Origin of the sequence: Acinetobacter sp. I-MWF (assembly GCF_025433935.1) — a bacterium.
Lineage (GTDB): Bacteria > Pseudomonadota > Gammaproteobacteria > Pseudomonadales > Moraxellaceae > Acinetobacter > Acinetobacter guillouiae.
In genome coordinates this window covers 4,066,287-4,084,396 of the sequence record NZ_JAMBAR010000001.1, presented here as the reverse complement: position 1 = coordinate 4,084,396, position 18,110 = coordinate 4,066,287, and the positions used below count along the sequence as shown (strand labels likewise).

Annotated in this window: 31 protein-coding genes and 1 pseudogene; 31 read left to right on the top strand and 1 reads right to left on the bottom strand. The window is 41.5% G+C overall.

Annotation, left to right across the window (positions count from 1 at the left end; genetic code table 11):
* Positions 1-9 precede the first annotated feature (9 nt).
* The 27 genes and pseudogenes from rplD to M2R48_RS18805 all read left to right on the top strand — a co-directional run bounded on the left by rplD (position 10) and on the right by M2R48_RS18805 (position 14,235).
* Entirely contained in the window at positions 10-612 is a 603-nt protein-coding gene (rplD, locus tag M2R48_RS18935; protein ID WP_004816870.1) for a 50S ribosomal protein L4, read from the top strand.
* Positions 609-929: a 50S ribosomal protein L23 gene (rplW, locus tag M2R48_RS18930; protein ID WP_004725684.1), complete on the top strand. Its 321-nt coding sequence runs from the start codon at positions 609-611 to the stop codon at positions 927-929. Before rplD ends, rplW begins: the two co-directional genes overlap by 4 nt.
* An 11-nt stretch (positions 930-940) precedes the next feature.
* Positions 941-1,765 carry a 50S ribosomal protein L2 gene (gene rplB / locus M2R48_RS18925; protein ID WP_004725686.1) on the top strand — a complete coding sequence of 275 codons (825 nt, stop codon included), beginning with the start codon at positions 941-943 and terminating at the stop codon, positions 1,763-1,765.
* Positions 1,766-1,784: 19 nt separating this feature from the next.
* Positions 1,785-2,060, top strand: coding sequence for a 30S ribosomal protein S19 (gene rpsS / locus M2R48_RS18920; protein ID WP_004281508.1), 276 nt, complete (start codon positions 1,785-1,787; stop codon positions 2,058-2,060).
* 9 nt (positions 2,061-2,069) lie between these two features.
* Positions 2,070-2,399 carry a 50S ribosomal protein L22 gene (rplV, locus tag M2R48_RS18915; RefSeq protein WP_004816873.1) on the top strand — a complete coding sequence of 110 codons (330 nt, stop codon included), beginning with the start codon at positions 2,070-2,072 and terminating at the stop codon, positions 2,397-2,399.
* A gap of 1 nt (position 2,400) precedes the next feature.
* A pseudogene (rpsC, locus tag M2R48_RS18910) lies at positions 2,401-3,217 on the top strand (30S ribosomal protein S3).
* Positions 3,157-3,570, top strand: coding sequence for a 50S ribosomal protein L16 (gene rplP / locus M2R48_RS18905; RefSeq protein WP_004725694.1), 414 nt, complete (start codon positions 3,157-3,159; stop codon positions 3,568-3,570). Before rpsC ends, rplP begins: the two are co-directional and overlap by 61 nt.
* Positions 3,570-3,767 carry a 50S ribosomal protein L29 gene (rpmC, locus tag M2R48_RS18900; protein ID WP_004725696.1) on the top strand — a complete coding sequence of 66 codons (198 nt, stop codon included), beginning with the start codon at positions 3,570-3,572 and terminating at the stop codon, positions 3,765-3,767. Before rplP ends, rpmC begins: the two co-directional genes overlap by 1 nt.
* The gene (gene rpsQ, locus M2R48_RS18895) at positions 3,764-4,021 is read left to right on the top strand and encodes a 30S ribosomal protein S17 (RefSeq protein WP_004725698.1); all 258 of its coding nucleotides are present in this window, start codon (positions 3,764-3,766) and stop codon (positions 4,019-4,021) included. Before rpmC ends, rpsQ begins: the two co-directional genes overlap by 4 nt.
* Positions 4,022-4,113: 92 nt before the next feature.
* Entirely contained in the window at positions 4,114-4,482 is a 369-nt protein-coding gene (gene rplN / locus M2R48_RS18890; protein ID WP_004725701.1) for a 50S ribosomal protein L14, read from the top strand.
* 11 nt (positions 4,483-4,493) lie between these two features.
* The gene (gene rplX / locus M2R48_RS18885; protein WP_004725703.1) at positions 4,494-4,811 is read left to right on the top strand and encodes a 50S ribosomal protein L24; all 318 of its coding nucleotides are present in this window, start codon (positions 4,494-4,496) and stop codon (positions 4,809-4,811) included.
* A 16-nt stretch (positions 4,812-4,827) separates the two neighbouring features.
* Positions 4,828-5,364, top strand: coding sequence for a 50S ribosomal protein L5 (gene rplE / locus M2R48_RS18880; protein ID WP_004725705.1), 537 nt, complete (start codon positions 4,828-4,830; stop codon positions 5,362-5,364).
* 9 nt (positions 5,365-5,373) lie between these two features.
* The gene (rpsN, locus tag M2R48_RS18875) at positions 5,374-5,679 is read left to right on the top strand and encodes a 30S ribosomal protein S14 (protein WP_004725707.1); all 306 of its coding nucleotides are present in this window, start codon (positions 5,374-5,376) and stop codon (positions 5,677-5,679) included.
* A 13-nt stretch (positions 5,680-5,692) separates the two neighbouring features.
* A complete protein-coding gene (rpsH, locus tag M2R48_RS18870) occupies positions 5,693-6,088 on the top strand; it encodes a 30S ribosomal protein S8 (RefSeq protein ID WP_004725709.1) in 396 nt (131 codons plus the stop codon).
* A 13-nt stretch (positions 6,089-6,101) separates the two neighbouring features.
* On the top strand, positions 6,102-6,635 hold the full coding sequence (gene rplF / locus M2R48_RS18865; protein WP_004725711.1) for a 50S ribosomal protein L6: 534 nt from the start codon (positions 6,102-6,104) through the stop codon (positions 6,633-6,635).
* A gap of 14 nt (positions 6,636-6,649) precedes the next feature.
* Positions 6,650-7,000: a 50S ribosomal protein L18 gene (rplR, locus tag M2R48_RS18860; RefSeq protein WP_004725713.1), complete on the top strand. Its 351-nt coding sequence runs from the start codon at positions 6,650-6,652 to the stop codon at positions 6,998-7,000.
* 2 nt (positions 7,001-7,002) lie between these two features.
* Positions 7,003-7,500: a 30S ribosomal protein S5 gene (rpsE, locus tag M2R48_RS18855; protein ID WP_004725715.1), complete on the top strand. Its 498-nt coding sequence runs from the start codon at positions 7,003-7,005 to the stop codon at positions 7,498-7,500.
* 6 nt (positions 7,501-7,506) lie between these two features.
* A complete protein-coding gene (gene rpmD, locus M2R48_RS18850; RefSeq protein WP_004725717.1) occupies positions 7,507-7,683 on the top strand; it encodes a 50S ribosomal protein L30 in 177 nt (58 codons plus the stop codon).
* A gap of 3 nt (positions 7,684-7,686) precedes the next feature.
* Positions 7,687-8,127: a 50S ribosomal protein L15 gene (gene rplO, locus M2R48_RS18845; RefSeq protein ID WP_004725719.1), complete on the top strand. Its 441-nt coding sequence runs from the start codon at positions 7,687-7,689 to the stop codon at positions 8,125-8,127.
* A gap of 45 nt (positions 8,128-8,172) precedes the next feature.
* Positions 8,173-9,492, top strand: coding sequence for a preprotein translocase subunit SecY (gene secY / locus M2R48_RS18840; protein ID WP_171066869.1), 1,320 nt, complete (start codon positions 8,173-8,175; stop codon positions 9,490-9,492).
* A gap of 21 nt (positions 9,493-9,513) precedes the next feature.
* On the top strand, positions 9,514-9,630 hold the full coding sequence (gene rpmJ / locus M2R48_RS18835) for a 50S ribosomal protein L36 (RefSeq protein ID WP_000867907.1): 117 nt from the start codon (positions 9,514-9,516) through the stop codon (positions 9,628-9,630).
* 107 nt (positions 9,631-9,737) lie between these two features.
* Complete coding sequence (rpsM, locus tag M2R48_RS18830) at positions 9,738-10,094, top strand: 30S ribosomal protein S13 (protein ID WP_004725722.1); 357 nt, start codon at positions 9,738-9,740, stop codon at positions 10,092-10,094.
* 19 nt (positions 10,095-10,113) lie between these two features.
* Entirely contained in the window at positions 10,114-10,500 is a 387-nt protein-coding gene (rpsK, locus tag M2R48_RS18825) for a 30S ribosomal protein S11 (RefSeq protein ID WP_001040166.1), read from the top strand.
* A gap of 12 nt (positions 10,501-10,512) precedes the next feature.
* The gene (gene rpsD, locus M2R48_RS18820; protein WP_004725725.1) at positions 10,513-11,136 is read left to right on the top strand and encodes a 30S ribosomal protein S4; all 624 of its coding nucleotides are present in this window, start codon (positions 10,513-10,515) and stop codon (positions 11,134-11,136) included.
* A 17-nt stretch (positions 11,137-11,153) separates the two neighbouring features.
* Positions 11,154-12,161, top strand: a complete 1,008-nt coding sequence (locus tag M2R48_RS18815) for a DNA-directed RNA polymerase subunit alpha (RefSeq protein ID WP_004816876.1) — start codon at positions 11,154-11,156, stop codon at positions 12,159-12,161.
* Between the two features lie 18 nt (positions 12,162-12,179).
* Positions 12,180-12,545, top strand: coding sequence for a 50S ribosomal protein L17 (gene rplQ, locus M2R48_RS18810; protein ID WP_004281488.1), 366 nt, complete (start codon positions 12,180-12,182; stop codon positions 12,543-12,545).
* A 199-nt stretch (positions 12,546-12,744) separates the two neighbouring features.
* Positions 12,745-14,235: a flavin-containing monooxygenase gene (locus M2R48_RS18805; RefSeq protein WP_004725729.1), complete on the top strand. Its 1,491-nt coding sequence runs from the start codon at positions 12,745-12,747 to the stop codon at positions 14,233-14,235.
* A 162-nt stretch (positions 14,236-14,397) separates the two neighbouring features.
* On the opposite strand, the gene M2R48_RS18800 is transcribed toward M2R48_RS18805, so the two are convergent.
* Complete coding sequence (locus tag M2R48_RS18800; RefSeq protein ID WP_004725731.1) at positions 14,398-15,570, bottom strand: acyl-CoA dehydrogenase family protein; 1,173 nt, start codon at positions 15,568-15,570, stop codon at positions 14,398-14,400.
* A 180-nt stretch (positions 15,571-15,750) separates the two neighbouring features.
* Here M2R48_RS18800 and M2R48_RS18795 point away from each other — a divergent pair, with 180 nt between their 5' ends.
* From M2R48_RS18795 to M2R48_RS18780, 4 genes are all read left to right on the top strand, one after another.
* The gene (locus tag M2R48_RS18795) at positions 15,751-16,008 is read left to right on the top strand and encodes a succinate dehydrogenase assembly factor 2 (protein ID WP_004816878.1); all 258 of its coding nucleotides are present in this window, start codon (positions 15,751-15,753) and stop codon (positions 16,006-16,008) included.
* A 163-nt stretch (positions 16,009-16,171) separates the two neighbouring features.
* Positions 16,172-16,399, top strand: a complete 228-nt coding sequence (locus tag M2R48_RS21620) for a hypothetical protein (protein ID WP_209827930.1) — start codon at positions 16,172-16,174, stop codon at positions 16,397-16,399.
* A 202-nt stretch (positions 16,400-16,601) separates the two neighbouring features.
* Positions 16,602-16,763, top strand: coding sequence for a hypothetical protein (locus M2R48_RS18785; RefSeq protein ID WP_004725737.1), 162 nt, complete (start codon positions 16,602-16,604; stop codon positions 16,761-16,763).
* Positions 16,764-16,983: 220 nt separating this feature from the next.
* Positions 16,984-18,072 (top strand): hypothetical protein, encoded by a 1,089-nt coding sequence (locus M2R48_RS18780; protein WP_262087125.1) that lies wholly within the window; start codon positions 16,984-16,986, stop codon positions 18,070-18,072.
* Positions 18,073-18,110 lie beyond the last annotated feature (38 nt).

Here is an 18,110-nt window from a genome sequence, read left to right as displayed (position 1 = left end):
GGAAATAACGTGAATTTAAAAACTGTTTCCGGCTCTGCTGTTGAATTGTCTGAAGTTGCTTTCGGACGTGAATTTAATGAAGCTCTTGTACACCAAGTTGTTACAGCTTATTTAGCTGGTGGTCGTCAAGGCTCTAAAGCTCAGAAGTCACGTGCAGACGTTTCTGGCGGTGGTAAAAAACCATTCCGTCAAAAAGGTACTGGCCGCGCTCGTGCTGGTTCTATTCGTAGCCCAATCTGGGTTGGTGGTGGTAAAACTTTTGCTGCTCGTCCACAAGATTGGTCTCAAAAAGTAAACCGCAAAATGTACCGCGGTGCAATGCAATGTATCTTAGCTGAACTTGTTCGCCAAGATCGTCTTGTATTGGTTGAAGAGTTTGCAGTTGAAGCTCCAAAAACTAAAGAATTGCTTGCAAAACTAAACGGCTTGAACGCTACTCGCGCATTAATCGTTACTGAAGCTGTAGATGAAAATCTATATTTAGCTGCTCGTAACCTTCCACACGTTGATGTGGTTGATGCTGCTGGGATCGATCCTGTTGGCTTGATCGCGTTTGATAAAGTTGTTATGTCTGTTGCGGCTGCTAAGAAGATTGAGGTAGAACTCGGATGAACAACGAACGTATCTATCAAGTCCTAAAAGGGCCTGTTTTTTCAGAAAAAGCACAAGTTCTAGGCGAAACTGCTGGTGTTCAAGTTTTTAAAGTTGCTATCGATGCAAACAAACTTGAAATCAAAAAAGCAGTAGAGCAATTATTTGGTGTAGAAGTTGTTAAAGTTAACACGACTATCACTAAAGGTAAGACTAAACGCTTTGGTAAAACATTAGGACGTCGTTCTGATGTTAAAAAAGCATACGTCACCCTGAAAGCTGGCCAAGATGTTGAAATGGCTGACTTGGGCGATACCGCTGAAAGCACAGCGGAATAAGGACGAAAATTATGCCAATTCAAAAATGTAAGCCAACGTCTCCAGGACGTCGCTTTGTAGAGAAGGTGGTTCATAATCATCTTCACAAAGGCGCGCCTTATGCACCGTTGGTTGAAGCTAAAAAACGTACTGGTGGTCGTAATAATAACGGTCACATTACAACTCGTCACGTTGGTGGTGGTCATAAACAAAACTACCGTATCGTTGACTTCAAACGTAACAAAGACGGCATCCCTGCTGTAGTTGAACGTATTGAATACGATCCTAACCGTACATCGCATATTGCTTTATTGAAATATGCTGACGGTGAACGTCGTTATATTATTGCTGCTAAAGGCTTACGTGCTGGCGATAAAGTACAATCTGGTAACGATGCTCCAATTCGTCCAGGTAACTGCTTACCGCTTCGTAATATGCCTATCGGTTCTACATTACATAACATTGAGCTTAAAATCGGTAAAGGTGCACAATTAGTGCGTTCTGCTGGTACTTCTGCTCAGTTGTTGGGTCGTGACGGTTCTTACGCAATCATTCGTCTTCGTTCAGGCGAAATGCGTAAAGTACACGTTGAATGTCGCGCTGTGTTAGGTGAAGTATCTAACTCAGAAAGCAACCTTCGTTCACTTGGTAAAGCAGGTGCTGCACGCTGGCGTGGTGTTCGTCCTACCGTTCGTGGTATGGCGATGAACCCAGTTGACCATCCACATGGTGGTGGTGAAGGGCGTAACAAAGGTATTCAACCTGTAAGCCCATGGGGTCAAAAAGCTAAAGGGTACAAAACTCGTACCAATAAGCGTACGACTAAGATGATCATTCGCGACCGTCGCGTTAAGTAACAAGTAAAGGAATCTGACAATGCCTCGTTCTCTGAAAAAAGGCCCATTCGTCGATGCGCACTTGTTCGCTAAGGTTGAAGCGGCTATCGCGGCTAATAACCGTAAGCCGATCAAAACTTGGTCGCGTCGTTCGATGATCCTCCCGGATTTTGTTGGTTTAACAATTTCTGTACATAATGGTCGTAACCATGTTCCAGTGATCGTATCTGAACATATGGTTGGTCACAAACTCGGTGAATTCGCGCCAACTCGTACCTATCGTGGTCACGGTGTTGACAAGAAGTCTAAACGTTAAGGTGCTATGATGGAAGTTACTGCTAAATTACGCGGTGCCGCTATCTCGGCACAAAAAACTCGTTTGGTTGCAGACCTAATCCGTGGCAAATCTATTGCTCACGCGCTTAATATCTTAAACTTCAGCAACAAAAAAGCTGCAGTTGTAGTGAAAAAAGCATTGGAATCTGCAATTGCAAACGCTGAACACAATAACAGTTTAGATGTAGACGACCTTAAGGTTACTACGATTTACGTTGATGAAGGCACTAGCCTTAAACGTATTATGCCACGTGCTAAAGGCCGTGCAGATCGTATTACTAAGCGTACTTGTCACATTACCGTTAAGGTAGGGGTTTGATATGGGTCAGAAGGTTCATCCAATCGGTATCCGCCTTGGTGTTGTAAAACGTCATAACGCCAACTGGTATGCGAGTCCGAAACAATACGCTGAATACTTGCTTAAAGATCTTCAAGTTCGTGAGTTTTTAACTAAAAAACTTAAAAGTGCGATGATCAGCAATATTCTTATCGAACGTCCTACAGGCGCTGCTAAAGTAACAATTAGCACTGCTCGTCCAGGTATCGTTATCGGTAAAAAAGGCGAAGACATTGAGAAATTACAGCGTGAACTTACCAAGATTATGGGTGTTCCAGCGCAAGTAAGCATCAACGAAATCGATCGCCCAGACTTAGACGCTCGTTTAGTTGCTGAAGCAATTGCTTCACAATTAGAGAAACGTGTAATGTTCCGTCGTGCTATGAAGCGTGCGGTTCAAAACACTATGCGTGCTGGTGCTAAAGGTATCAAAGTTGAAGTTTCTGGTCGTTTAGGTGGTGCAGAAATTGCACGTACTGAATGGTATCGTGAAGGTCGTGTACCTTTACATACACTTCGTGCTGACATCGACTATGCAACTATGCGCGCTGAAACTACTTACGGTACGATTGGTGTTAAAGTTTGGATTTTCCGTGGCGAGATCTTAGGTGGCATGAAACAAGTCATGAACCCTGCTCCTGCTGAAGAACGTCCAGCTAAACGCGGTCGCGGTCGTGGTGAAGGTCAAGAGCGTCGTGGTCGTCGCAATGATCGTTCTGCTGAAAAAGGAGAATAATCCATGTTGCAACCTAAACGTACTAAATTCCGTAAGGTGCAAAAAGGCCGTAACACTGGTCTAGCGCATCGTGGTAGCACAGTATCTTTCGGTACAATCGCACTTAAATCTGTTGAGCGTGGTCAAATGACTGCTCGTCAAATCGAAGCTGCGCGTCGTACAATTAGCCGTCGTGTTAAACGTGGTGGTAAGATCTTTATCCGTGTTTTCCCAGACAAACCAATTACTGAAAAACCATTAGAAGTTCGTATGGGTAAAGGTAAAGGTTCTGTGGAATACTGGGTTTGCCAAATCAAACCAGGTAAGATCTTGTACGAAATGGATGGTGTTAGTGAAGAATTGGCACGCGAAGCGTTTACGCTTGCAGCTGCTAAGCTTCCATTTAAAACCACTATCGTTACTAAGACGGTGATGTAATGAAAACTAAAGATCTACGTGAAAAATCGGTAGAAGAGTTGGCAGCTTTGCTTGATGAGCAACAGCTTAACCAATTCCGTCTTCGTATGGCGAAAGCAACTGGTCAATTGGGTAAATCGCATGAAGTTGCGTTAACTCGTAAGACTATTGCTCGTATCAAGACCCTCCTTACCGAAAAACAGGGGAACGCACAATGAGTGAGCAAACAGTTCGCACGTTAACAGGCAAAGTAGTAAGTGACAAAATGGACAAGTCTATTGTTGTACTTATTGAACGCCGCGTTCAACACCCGTTGTATGGCAAATCAATCCGCCGTTCAACAAAATTACACGCTCATGATGAGAACAACACTGCTAAAACTGGCGATGTTGTAACCATTAAAGAAAGCCGCCCAATTTCAAAAACTAAAGCTTGGACTTTAGTGGAAGTTATTGAAGCAGCTGCTGAGTAATTAGACGTTCTTGTTGCATCATCGGTCAATTTCGAGTACTCTTTGAGCCTTTCGAAATTGCGACCGGTGATGCTCGGTTTTGGAGTAGGGCAATGATTCAGACCGAAAGTATGCTAGACGTAGCAGACAACAGTGGTGCTCGCCGCGTACAATGTATTAAAGTACTTGGTGGTTCACATCGTCGTTATGCTTCTGTTGGCGACATTATTAAAGTTACTGTAAAAGAAGCAATTCCGCGTGGCCGTGTTAAAAAAGGTGACGTGATGAATGCAGTTGTAGTTCGTACTAAATTCGGTATTCGTCGTCCAGACGGTTCTGTGATCCGTTTCGATGATAATGCTGCAGTTATCTTGAACAACAACAAGGCTCCGATTGCCACTCGTATTTTCGGACCAGTGACTCGTGAACTTCGTACTGAACAGTTCATGAAAATCATTTCATTGGCTCCTGAAGTTCTATAATAGAGGCAATCATGGCTAAGATTAGAAAAGGCGATCAAGTAATTGTGATCGCAGGTAAAGAAAAAGGCAAACAGGGTACTGTTTTGTCTGTTTCAAATGACCAAGTTAAGGTTGAAGGCCTTAATTTAGTTAAGAAGCATCAAAAGCCGAACCGTGCAACAGGTGCTGAAGGCGCTATTGTTACACAAGAAGCTTCGCTTCATATTTCAAACGTGGCAGTTTTTAATGCTGCAACCCAAAAGGCTGACCGTGTTGGTTACCAAGTGATTGAAGGCGTGAAAACTCGCGTTTATAAATCAAATGGTGAATCAGTGGCGGTAGCGAAGTAATAGGTTGAACTAGGCTATGGCCAGACTTAAAACACGTTATAACGACGAAATCCGAGCTAAGTTGAAAGAAGAACTTGGTTTGGGCAATGTGATGGAAATTCCTCGCATTACTAAAATCACCATCAACATGGGTGTTGGTGCAGCTTCAGCCGACAAGAAATTGTTAGATGGCGCTTTGGCGGATATGCAAGCTATTGCTGGTCAAAAACCAGTTCTTACATTAGCGCGCAAATCAATCGCTGGTTTTAAAATCCGTGATGGTTGGCCGATTGGTTGTAAAGTAACTTTACGCGGCGAACAAATGTACGAATTCTTAGACCGTTTGATCTCTATCGCTATCCCTCGTATTCGTGACTTCCGCGGTTTTTCTGCGAAATCATTCGATGGTCGTGGTAATTATTCAATGGGTCTCAAGGAACAAATTATGTTCCCTGAAATCGATTTTGATAAGATCGATCGTATTCGTGGTATGGATATTACTATCACTACGACTGCTCGTACTGATGACGAAGGCCGTGCGCTAATCCGTGCATTCGGCTTCCCGTTCAAATAAGAGGTCGATATGGCTAAGAAAAGTATGATTAATCGCGAATTGAAACGCGAAACTACAGTTGCTAAATACGCTGCAAAACGTGCTGAATTAAAAGCTACGATTGCAAACGTAAATGCATCTGATGAAGAACGTTTCGAAGCGATGATGAAGTTACAAGCATTACCACGTAATGCGTCTCCAGTACGTCTTCGTAACCGTTGTGGTTTAACTGGTCGTCCTCATGGTTACTTCCGTAAGTTCGGCTTAAGCCGTAACAAATTACGTGACACAGTAATGCAGGGTGATGTACCGGGCGTTGTTAAGGCAAGCTGGTAAGGAGCGACTATAAATGAGTATGCAAGATACCGTTGCCGACATGCTAACACGTGTTCGTAACGCACAAATGGCAAAGAAACAAACTGTTTCTATGCCTAATTCTAAGTTGAAAGTTGCAATTGCAAACGTACTTCAACAAGAAGGTTACATTTCAAATGTAGAAGTTGCTGATCTTGAAGGCAAAGCTACTTTGACAATTACTTTAAAATATTTTGAAGGCAAACCAGTTATCGAAACTGTGAAACGCGTAAGCCGTCCAGGTCTACGTCAGTATCGCGGTAAAGATGCACTTCCGAGCGTTAAGCAAGGTTTAGGTATTGCAATTGTTTCTACAAGCAAAGGCATCATGACTGATCGCGCTGCACGTGCTGCAGGCGTTGGTGGTGAAGTTATTGCTTTTGTTTCTTAATAGGTGATTCCTCATGTCTCGTGTGGCTAAAGCCCCAGTAACTGTACCTAACGGTGTAGCAGTTACTCAGAACGGCCGGCAGGTCGAAGTGAAAGGCAGCAAAGGTACGTTGTCTTTCAACCTGCATGCGCTGGTCGAGCTTAAACAGGAAGAAGGTCAACTTCATATTGCTCCAGTTAAAGAATCTCGCGATTCTTGGATGCAAGCTGGTACTGCTCGCGCTGTTCTTAATAACCTTGTAAAAGGTGTTAATGAAGGCTTCGAACGTAAGTTACAACTTATCGGTGTTGGTTATAAAGCTGCGGTTAAAGGTACAGTTGTGAACCTTAACCTTGGTTATTCTCACCCGATTGATTACGCTCTTCCTGAAGGTGTAACTGCTGAAACTCCGACTGCTACTGAAATCATTTTGAAATCAGCTAACAAGCAATTGTTAGGTCAAGTTGCTGCAGAAATCCGTGGTTATCGTCCACCAGAGCCGTATAAAGGTAAAGGTGTTCGCTATTCTGACGAAGTTGTTCTTCGTAAAGAAGCTAAGAAGAAATAAGGCGCGAGGTTCTTATGAACGAAAAGAAACAATCCCGTTTGCGTCGTGCGAAAAGCACACGCTTGCACATTCGTGCATTGGGTGCGACTCGCTTGTGTGTAAACCGCACGCCGCGTCACATCTATGCTCAAGTTATTTCTGCAGATGGTGGCAAAGTATTAGCGCAAGCTTCTACTTTGGATGCATCTTTACGTAGCGGAACTACAGGTAATGTAGATTCAGCTACTAAAGTAGGTGCTTTAATCGCAGAACGTGCAAAGGCTGCTGGTGTAACTAAAGTTGCATTTGACCGTTCTGGTTTTAAATATCATGGTCGTATCAAAGCCTTGGCTGATGCTGCTCGTGAAAACGGCTTGGAGTTCTAATCATGGCTAAAGTTGAACAAAACGAAGGTCTTGTTGAAAAGCTGGTTGCCGTTGATCGTGTAGCCAAAGTTGTTAAGGGTGGTCGTATCTTCTCTTTCACAGCATTAACTGTTGTGGGTGATGGTAATGGTCGTGTAGGTTTTGGTCGCGGTAAAGCGCGTGAAGTTCCAGCTGCTATTTCTAAAGCACTTGAAGCTGCACGCCGCAACATGATCACTGTTGATCTTGTTGATGGTACTGTACAACATCCTATTCATGCTCGTCATGGCGCTAGCCGTGTTTACATGCAACCTGCATCTGAAGGTACTGGCGTAATCGCTGGTGGTTCTATGCGCGCAGTTTTAGAAGCTGCTGGTGTACGTAACGTATTGACGAAATGTTATGGTTCTACTAACGCGGCTAACGTTGTAAATGCAACTTTTAATGGTTTACGTGATATGACGTCTCCTGAGAAAGTTGCTGCTAAACGTGGTCTTTCAGTAGAACAAATTTTAGGGTAATCAATCATGAAAACGATTAAAGTTACCCAGACTAAATCTTCTTCGCATCGTTTGAAAAATCACAAACTTTGCCTACAAGGTTTAGGTCTGCGTCGTATTGGTCATACAGTAGAAGTAATAGATACACCTTCTAACCGTGGTATGATCAACAAAGTCTACTATATGGTTAGTGTAGAGGAATAAGCCATGACTCTGCGTTTAAATGAGCTTGCACCTGCTGAAGGTGCAAAACGTGATAATCGTCGTTTAGGCCGTGGTATCGGTTCTGGTGTCGGTAAGACTGGTGGCCGTGGTGTCAAAGGTCAGAAATCACGTAAAAGTGGTGGCGTTCGTCCAGGCTTTGAAGGTGGTCAAACTGCGTTATATCGTCGTTTACCTAAATTCGGTTTCACAAGCCAATTGGCTTTGAAAACTGCTGAAGTACGTTTGTCTGAACTTGCTAAAGTTGAAGGTGATATTATTTCACTTGAAACTTTGAAAGCTGCGAATGTTGTACGTAAAGATATGTTGCGTGCTCGTGTTGTTCTTTCTGGTGAAATCACTCGTGCATTCACTGTTCAAGGTGTTGCATTGACTAAAGGCGCTAAAGCTGCTCTTGAAGCTGCTGGCGGTAAAGTCGAGGAGTAATCGCGAGTGACTATGTCTCCTAGTTCTTCAGGTCATGTTAACATGATGAAAGGTCAACCATTTCATGTGAAATATCGTGAAATTATTCGCCGATTAATGTTCTTGATTGGTGCATTGGTAGTCTTTCGACTAGGAGCGCATATTCCGCTGCCAGGTATTGATAATGTTGCTCTAGAACGTTTTTTCAAAGCTAATGAAGGTACTTTTTTAGGTTTGTTTAATATGTTCTCGGGTGGAGCATTAGAACGAATGTCCATTCTGGCGTTAGGTATCATGCCGTACATTTCTGCATCTATTATTGTGCAGTTGATGTCGACCGTGGTGCCTTCGTTAGAAGCATTGAAGAAAGAAGGCGAGCAAGGTAAGCGTAAGATTAATCAATATACGCGTTACGGCACCCTTTTACTCGCATTAGTCCAAGGTATCGGGATGTGTGCTGGTCTAATCAGTCAAGGTATTACTTTGACTTCAGGACTGGCTTTTTACATTCCAGCGCTAACATCGTTAGTTGCAGGTACCATGTTCTTAATGTGGTTAGGTGAGCAAATTACTGAACGTGGTGTTGGTAACGGTATCTCAATGATTATCTTTGCAGGTATTGTTGCTGGTTTACCAAACTTAGTGATTCAAGCATTTACTTCAGTAGATAATGGCCAATCAAGTTTAATTGGTTTGGCTATCTTTGGATTGCTATCAGTTGCTGTTTTAGCAGCGATTGTGTTTATTGAAAAAGCTCAACGTCGTATACCTGTGAACTATGCTCAAAAACAGCAAGGTCGTCGTGTATTCACTGCACAGCAAACGCATTTGCCATTGAAGATCAACATGGCAGGGGTTATTCCAGCAATTTTCGCAAGTTCGTTATTGTTGTTCCCTGCAAGTTTAGGTCAATGGTTAGGCAGTGCTGATCCAAATGCAGGAATTGTAAAACGTAGCCTACAAGATTTGGCATTGGTATTATCGCCTGGACAACCGTTGTATTTAGTGCTCTTCGGTGCGTTAATTATCTTTTTCTGTTATTTCTATACGGCGCTTGTTTTTAGCCCGAAAGAAGTATCAGAGAACTTGAAACGCAGTGGAGCTTATGTACCTGGTATTCGCCCAGGTGAGCAAACTGCTCGTTACTTAGATCATATTCTTAATCGTTTGACGTTTATTGGTGCAATCTACATTACAGTCATCTGTTTAATGCCGATGATTTTACAAAGTTCTTTTGGTATTCCATTCCATTTGGGTGGTACCTCATTACTTATCGTAGTTGTTGTTGTTATGGACTTTATGGCTCAGCTTCAAGCCCATTTGACATCACATCAGTATGACGATCAATCGTTAATGAGAAAAACGACTGCTCATCCTAAGGGATAAGCGCACTTAGAAGGTTTCATCATGAAAGTACAAGCTTCTGTAAAGAAAATTTGTGGTAGCTGTAAAGTTATCCGTCGTAATGGGGTTATTCGCGTAATTTGCAGCGCAGAACCTCGTCATAAGCAGCGTCAAGGTTAATTTAATTAAGACCTGTTGATTTCAGTAGGCTAATTAGGTTATTATCCGCCCCTCAAGATTTTTGTGGGGCGGTTGATTATCTCTACTGCCTTTTTGGAGAAATTTGAATGGCTCGTATTGCCGGTGTAAACATTCCGGATAACAAGCATGCTGTTATCTCTCTCACGTATATTTTTGGTATTGGCCGCCACACAGCTAAAAACATTTTAGCTGCTGCAGGTATTACGACTACTACTAAAATTCGTGAATTAGATGATGCTCAGCTTGATGCGATTCGTGCAGAAGTTGCTAAGGTTCCGACCGAAGGTGACTTACGTCGCGAAATTTCCATGAACATTAAACGTTTAATGGATTTAGGCTGCTACCGCGGTCTTCGTCATCGTCGCAGCTTGCCTGTTCGCGGACAACGCACCAAAACTAACGCACGTACCCGTAAAGGTCCGCGCAAACCTATTAAGAAATAAGATTTCTGGAAGCTAAAAGATGGCTAAAGATACTCGCACACGCAAGAAGGTCACTCGTACCGTCTCTGAAGGTGTTGCACACATTCACGCTTCTTTTAATAACACCATTGTTACGATTACTGATCGTCAAGGTAATGCATTGGCTTGGGCTACTTCAGGTGGACAAGGCTTCCGTGGATCACGTAAATCAACTCCGTTTGCTGCTCAGGTAGCTGCTGAAGTTGCTGGTAAAGCTGCTTTAGATTACGGTTTGAAAAACTTGGACGTCCTTGTAAAAGGTCCTGGTCCAGGTCGTGAATCTGCGGTTCGTGCATTAGGTGCAGTGGGTTATAAAATTAACAGCATTACCGACGTGACACCGATTCCGCACAACGGTTGCCGTCCACCTAAAAAACGTCGCGTGTAAGGAGAAACATTCATGGCTCGTTATATTGGTCCAAAATGCAAACTCTCTCGCCGCGAAGGGACAGACCTGCAATTAAAATCTGGCGTTAAACCATTTGACGTCAAAACAAAAAAATCTGCTAAAGCTCCTGGTCAACATGGCCAAAGCCGTGCTAAACAATCAGAGTATTCACTACAATTACGTGAAAAACAAAAAGTACGTCGCATGTACGGTGTTTTAGAGCGTCAATTTAGTAACTACTACAAAGAAGCTGCTCGTGTTAAAGGCGCAACAGGTGAAAACTTGTTGAAATTGCTTGAAAGCCGCCTCGATAACGTTGTTTATCGCATGGGTTTTGGTTCTACACGTGCAGAAGCTCGTCAGCTGGTATCTCACCGTTCAATCACTTTAAATGGTCGTCGTGTTAACATCGCGTCTATCCAAGTTAAAGCGGGCGACGTGATTGCAGTTCACGAAAGCGCTAAACAACAATTACGTATCAAAAACGCAATTGAATTAGCTGCTCAACGTGGAACAGCTGCTTGGATTGAAGTAGATCATTCAAAACTTGAAGGTACATTTAAAGCTGCACCAGATCGTTCTGATTTACCTGCTGAAATCAACGAAAGCTTGATTGTAGAATTGTATTCTAAATAATCCTTGAGGTAGCAATAATGACGCGTACTGCAAACGAGTTTCTAACTCCGCAAGCGATCAAGGTCGAAGCGGCAAGCGGGACCTCGGCAAAAGTGATTCTTGAACCATTAGAGCGTGGCTTTGGTCATACTCTTGGTAATGCTTTACGTCGCATCCTTTTGTCTTCTTTACCTGGCGCAGCCGTGGTTGAAGTAGAGATAGAGGGTGTCGAGCACGAGTACAGTACTTTAGAAGGCTTGCAGCAGGACATCGTCGAGCTCTTGCTGAACCTAAAAGGATTGTCTATTAAGCTGTTCGATCAAAACGAAGCATATTTGACATTGGAAAAACAAGGTCCTGGCGATGTAACTGCTGCTGACCTTCGTTTACCACATAATGTTGAAGTGGTTAACCCTGAACATCTGATTGGTACTTTAAGTGCTTCAGGCTCATTAAAAATGCGCTTGAAAGTTTCTCAAGGTCGTGGTTATGAAACTTCTGACTCACGTTTCCCTGAAGGCGAAACGCGTCCTGTAGGTCGTCTACAGTTAGATGCTTCTTATAGCCCGATTAAACGTGTGTCTTACACAGTTGAAAATGCTCGTGTAGAACAACGTACTGACCTTGATAAGCTCGTCATTGATCTTGAAACGAATGGAACTGTAGATCCTGAAGAAGCTATCCGCAAAGCGGCAACAATCTTGCAACAACAAATTGCAATTTTTGTTGATCTTCAGAAAGATCAAGCTCCAGTTGCTCAAGAGCCACGTGAAGAAGTTGATCCAATCTTGCTTCGTCCAGTTGATGATCTAGAGCTTACTGTTCGTTCTGCTAACTGTTTGAAAGCAGAAAATATTTACTACATTGGTGATCTAGTACAGCGTACTGAGGTTGAGTTGCTTAAAACTCCTAACCTTGGTAAAAAATCGCTTACTGAGATCAAAGATGTTCTGGCTTCTAAGGGCTTACAGCTCGGCATGCGTTTAGAGAACTGGCCACCAGCTAGTCTCCGTATGGACGATCGTTTCGCCTATCGTAGCCGTTAATTAAGTAGGACTATCACCATGCGTCATCGTAATAGTGGTGTGAAATTAGGCCGTACCAGCAGCCATCGTAAAGCGATGTTTCAAAACATGGCTAATTCTTTGTTTGAGCATGAGTTAATTAAAACTACTGTGCCTAAAGCAAAAGAGTTACGTCGTGTAGCTGAGCCTTTAATCACTTTAGCTAAAAACGATACTGTAGCAAACCGTCGTTTGGCGTTTGCTCGTACTCGTTCAGCAGCAACAGTTGGTAAATTATTTACCGTTCTTGGCCCTCGTTACAAAGAACGTAACGGCGGTTATCTACGTGTTCTTAAAGCTGGTTTCCGTGCAGGTGATGCTGCACCGATGGCTTATGTAGAACTTGTGGATCGTGAAGTAAACTAATTACTCACGTCACAGAACAATCGGTTGTTCGAAAAAGGTCGGTGTTTCACCGGCCTTTTTTTATGCCTTTTTGTTGGACAATTTATGGTTTTGTCCCAAATTGACTTAAATTTCGTCAGAAAAATGCAAACTTGACATTGCGTATTGTCAGATTTGTGCTTTAATAAAAAAGTACTCTTAAAAAGGTTATAAAAACAACATGGAAAAGCAAGTTGATATTCTTATCGTTGGTGCAGGTATCTCTGGTATTGGTGTAGCTGCGCATCTTTCAAAACACTCACCACAACGTTCATTTGAAATTATTGAGCGTCGTGAGAGCTTCGGTGGAACTTGGGATTTATTTAAATATCCTGGTATCCGTTCCGATTCAGATATGTCTACTTTTGGGTTTAATTTTAAACCATGGCAAAAAGCCAATGTCTTGGCAGATGGCGCTTCGATTAAAGGTTATGTTGCTGAAGTTGTCGATGAATTTAAATTAAAAGATAAAATTCATTTTAATCAGCGTGTACGTACTGCAAATTATGATTCTTCAATTAAAAAATGGGTCGTACAAATTGAAGATGAAAATCAAAAACTCAATACGTGGGTTGCAAACTTTGTAATCGGATGTACAGGTTATTATAATTATGACCAAGGTTATCAACCTGATTATCCAGGTAAAAATGATTTTAAAGGCGAATTTATTAACCCACAATTTTGGCCTGAAAACTTAGATTATACGGGTAAAAAAGTAGTGATTATTGGTAGTGGTGCAACAGCTATTACCTTAGTGCCTGCGATGTCAAAAGGTGGTGCAGGGCATGTGACCATGTTGCAACGTTCACCAACCTATATTGCTTCAATCCCATCTATTGATTTTGTTTATGACAAAATGCGTAAGGTTTTACCTGAAGATGTGGCCTATAAGTTAACCCGTGCACGTAATATTGGTATGCAACGCGGTATCTACGCACTTGCACAAAAACAACCGAAGTTACTGCGTAAGTTTTTACTCAAATCGATTGAAATGCAATTAAAAGGTAAAGTGGATATGAAACACTTTACCCCAACATATAATCCGTGGGATCAGCGGTTATGTGTTGTGCCAGATGGTGACTTATTTAAGATTTTACGTTCTGGTAAAGCCAGCGTTGAAACAGATCAAATTGAGAAAATTACCGCAACAGGTATCCAATTAAAATCTGGTAAGCATTTAGATGCGGATATCATCGTTTCAGCAACAGGTTTAGAAATCCAAATCTTGGGTGGTATCAAAGCTACAATTGATAATAAGCCAATGAATACGTCTCAACACATGCTGTATCAGGGTGTAATGGTTAGCGATGTGCCAAATATGGCAATGATCATTGGTTATATCAACGCGTCATGGACATTGAAGGTTGATATTGCAGGTGAGTATATTTGCCGTCTTGTAAACTATATGGACAAGAAAGGCTATGACGAAGTTATTCCACAAGGTGATGCAACTGAATTGATGGAAGATACGGTGATGGGCAGTTTAAGCTCAGGTTATATTGCTCGTGCGGCGGATGTGATGCCGAAACAAGGTAAGCATGCACCTTGGAAAGTGTCGAATAACTATTTAGCAGATCGTAAAGAACTTAAAAATGCCAAGTTTGAAGATGGTGTTTTAAAATTTCATAAGCGTGAAGCGCAACTCGCAAAAAAGCCTAAACTGGTTTCTTAATCAAACCTAGAAGCAACCAAATTAAGAAATAGCAAAATAAACAAGCTATGAAATAAATAAGGAGCGAAAGCTCCTTATTTATTGCGACATAAAAATTGATATAAAAAGAATGCTTGGTGATAGAAAAAGGAGCCAAAGCTCCTTTAACAATGATCAGATAAATTATAAAGAACGGGAAATCAGTTCTTTCATAATCTCGTTTGTACCTGCATAAATACGATTTGCCCGATTATCGATATAAGCGCGTGCAATTGGATATTCCAGCATATAACCATAACCACCATGTAATTGAAGGCATTCATCAACCACATTAGAGAATACTTCTGAAATTTTGTATTTTGCGGCAGCTGCAGCATCAACACCTAATGTACCTTCAAGTTGTAATTCCATACAACGGTCGAGGTAAGCACGGCAGAAATCAATTTCTGTGCGCATTTCAGCAAGTTTAAAACGTGTATTTTGAAAAGCACCGATCGGTTTACCAAACGCTTTACGGTCTTTGGTATATTGAACAGTATGTGCCAGCGCTGCTTCTGCGCCTGCTTGGCAGATAATCGCGACCAGCATACGTTCCCATGCCAACTCTTTCATCAGCATGATAAAACCCATGCCTTCCATACCCAATAAATTTTCTTTTGGTACACGAACATCTTCAAAGAACAATTCGCAAGTATCTTGTCCTTTCATACCAATTTTATTGAGTGGTTTTCCTTTGCTAAAGCCAGCACGGTCAGCTTCAACGATAATCAAAGATAGGTTGGCAGAACCTTTCTCTGAACTGCCTGTTTTACATACGACAATTGCCATATCGCATAGATAACCATTGGTAATAAAGATTTTAGAACCATTGATCACATATTCATCTCCGTCTAAAACGGCGGTGGTGCGAACACCTTGTAGGTCTGAGCCTGTTCCTGGTTCTGTCATCGCAATGGCTGTGACGGTTTCTCCAGAAGCCATTTTAGCAATCCAATGTTTTTTCTGCTCTTCATTACCAAAGTTGTTGATGTAGTTGGCAACAATATCCGAGTGCAAAGAAAAACCTGTAGAAGAATCCATTGCATAGGCTTGTTCTTCAATCAGAATCATACTGTAGAGGCGATCTACGCCATAGCCACCATATTCTTCAGGCATGGTTGCACAGAGCAGACCCATTTCACCTGCTTTGTTCCATAAATCGCGATCTACATGTTGTTGCTGTTCATATTTGGCAATATTTGGCACAACTTCTTTTTCATAAAATTTACGTACTGTTTCACGAAAAGCATCGTGATCGGAATTAAACAATTTACGAGGCAACATATTGGTTAAAGGTCGGATAGCACCTGATTGCATTTTTATAATATCCATATGAGTTTTAGTGAGTTGAAATTATGTGAATTGCTTATTTGTCGCAATGAGATGAATGCTCAAAACTCATTTTTAAATGATGAATTTGGTCATTTAGAAGAATTTAGCGAGAAATTGATCGGGAATCGGGTAAACTAAGTCAGAATTAACCATTGGGGGAAAATGATGTCAGAAGAACTTACTTTAGAAGAACGTAAAGTGATTTATCGTGCTCGTCGCGGTTTAAAAGAGATTGATGTATATTTTGACCCATATGTAAAACAATATTACTTAGCAGCAAGTGCGCAGGAAAAAGCCTTGTTTAAAGAGTTAGTTGATCAGGAAGATCCAGATTTATTGGATTGGTTTATGGAAGTTTCAGAGCCACCTCGACCTGAACTTAGAAGCTTGATTAATAAACTTAAAGATTATGTCCACGGATGAGTTAAAGACTCACCAACGATATCAATTCAAACCCAGTCGTATTGCACTGGGTTTTCAGCTTTTGTGTTTAACAATTATTTTTATAGTGCTGTACTCCATTATCACTGTATGGATAAGTGTATTACTGCTGTTGTTGGCGTGCTTCAGTCTAAAAATATTTAGAATGCGTCCACAAGTCCGAAGTTTAGAACATTTTGATTTAGATCAGTGGACCCTACAATATGAGGATTCCAATCAAATTCATCATGTGCAAATTCAGCAAATGATTGATCATCGATTTTATATCGCAGTGTATTTTGCTGAGAAAAACAATAAAAGTTTAATTATTTGGCAAGATCAAGTGAGCAAAATACAGTGGAAATCTTTAAAATCTCGGGTAAAATTAAGTTAATTGTCTAACAAATATAAAAAATCTAATTTAAATTTAATCTAAATAAAACATACTCTTATTTATATTTTTGCTTATTTAATATCCATTGTTAGACCAAATATATACAAAATAGCGCAATTGTAAAATTGTCCGACAATTATCTCTGTAAAAATCTGATCTTGCATGTAAATTAAAACTACCAACAGCGAGGAGGAATTTCCAAATGGGTGAAATTCATACGTTTTGGTTCTTAGTGGTTGCAATTGTTTTTGCAATTATATTTGGAAGACTAGGAACTATGCTGAGGGAACAGATTGAGAAAGCTAACGCTAACAGTGTTAACGGTAGCAAATTTAAAAGACTTAAAACCAATAAACTCTCTTAAAGAGTTTACCTTTTAACAAGTAGCATGTGCTGAACCGTCGCAATGCTACTTTTTTTTGCTTAAAATTTGTATAAAAACCAGATCAGGTCAATTGAATACTTTCTATATTGTGGCAAATTCTTCAGATGAAATTAGAGCTATTACTCTGTTATTCAGAGATTGCATCTGATATTGTTATTTTAAAAGGGATATAAACACAATTATATAGAGGACAGGAAGTATGTCTAAGGTCCACAAGCTTGGTCAATTGATGCTGACCGCTGTTGTTGCCTCATCTGTGTTATCAGGTTGTTCATATGTTGTAAAATCAGGTGCGAATGTTGCGCTTGGCTTTAGTGAAAAACATATCGTCCCACCCATTTTGGCGGGCAATGATACAGATATGGCGTGCAACTCAGGCAATGCATTAACGCCAGCGATTATGGCAACAAAAGATATGGGGGCCGACCCCACCCGTATGGCGGTATTGTTATATTCAGCTGCGGGGATGTGTGCAGAAAATCGTGCTTTGGATGCAGAACTCAGATATTTACGTGCTTCAAAAGACGGTAAAGTGACTGAAGCGCAAGATGCTCGTATAGAACAAAAGCGTTGGGCGGCCCTTGCCGCAGAACGTCAATACACGGGTTATCAATTATTTGCAGAACGTTGGCAAGCAAAATATAAATATACTTTAGGTGATTCTTGTCCAACCATGCGTAAGGACTTAGATCAAACCATCTATTTAATTGGTATGCTCAGTGGTTTGCAAGCGATGACCAATGACATTAACTCTGGCGGTGCAGTCAATGTACCGAAAGATATTGCTGCGATTGTTGAACGTGGTATGGCATGTTTAGACAATAACAAATTCTGGGGTGCGCCAATGGCGACCCGTGCAGTGATTTGGATATTGTTACCAGGTGCAGGAGACGGTAAGCCTGATCCAACCCAGACCTTAAAACAATCAATGCAAATCGCAGAACAAAAAGGTGTTCGTCTAGCATTTGCAATGAATGCAGTTGCAGCACAAGCCAGTGGTGATGACGCTAAATTAAGAGCGGCGTTAAAAGCTTATGCAGCATCGCGTGCAGATGATAAGCCAGTAAACCCTGAATTTAGATTGTTAGATGGTATGGCAGGTCAAATGGTTCAAGGTATTGCAGATCGTTATTGGACTGAACATACTGGTGTTCGTGCAGCAGATGATGGAATGACCACATTCTGGGATGAACAAGCATCTACGGGTGATGATGAATTGTTTAATGATTTACCTGCACCAACTGAAGAGCCAAGTGCTTCAGCTGACGAACCTGTAGCAAATCCATAGTATTCAATTGCATGAATTGGTTAGAATTGAGGAAGAGC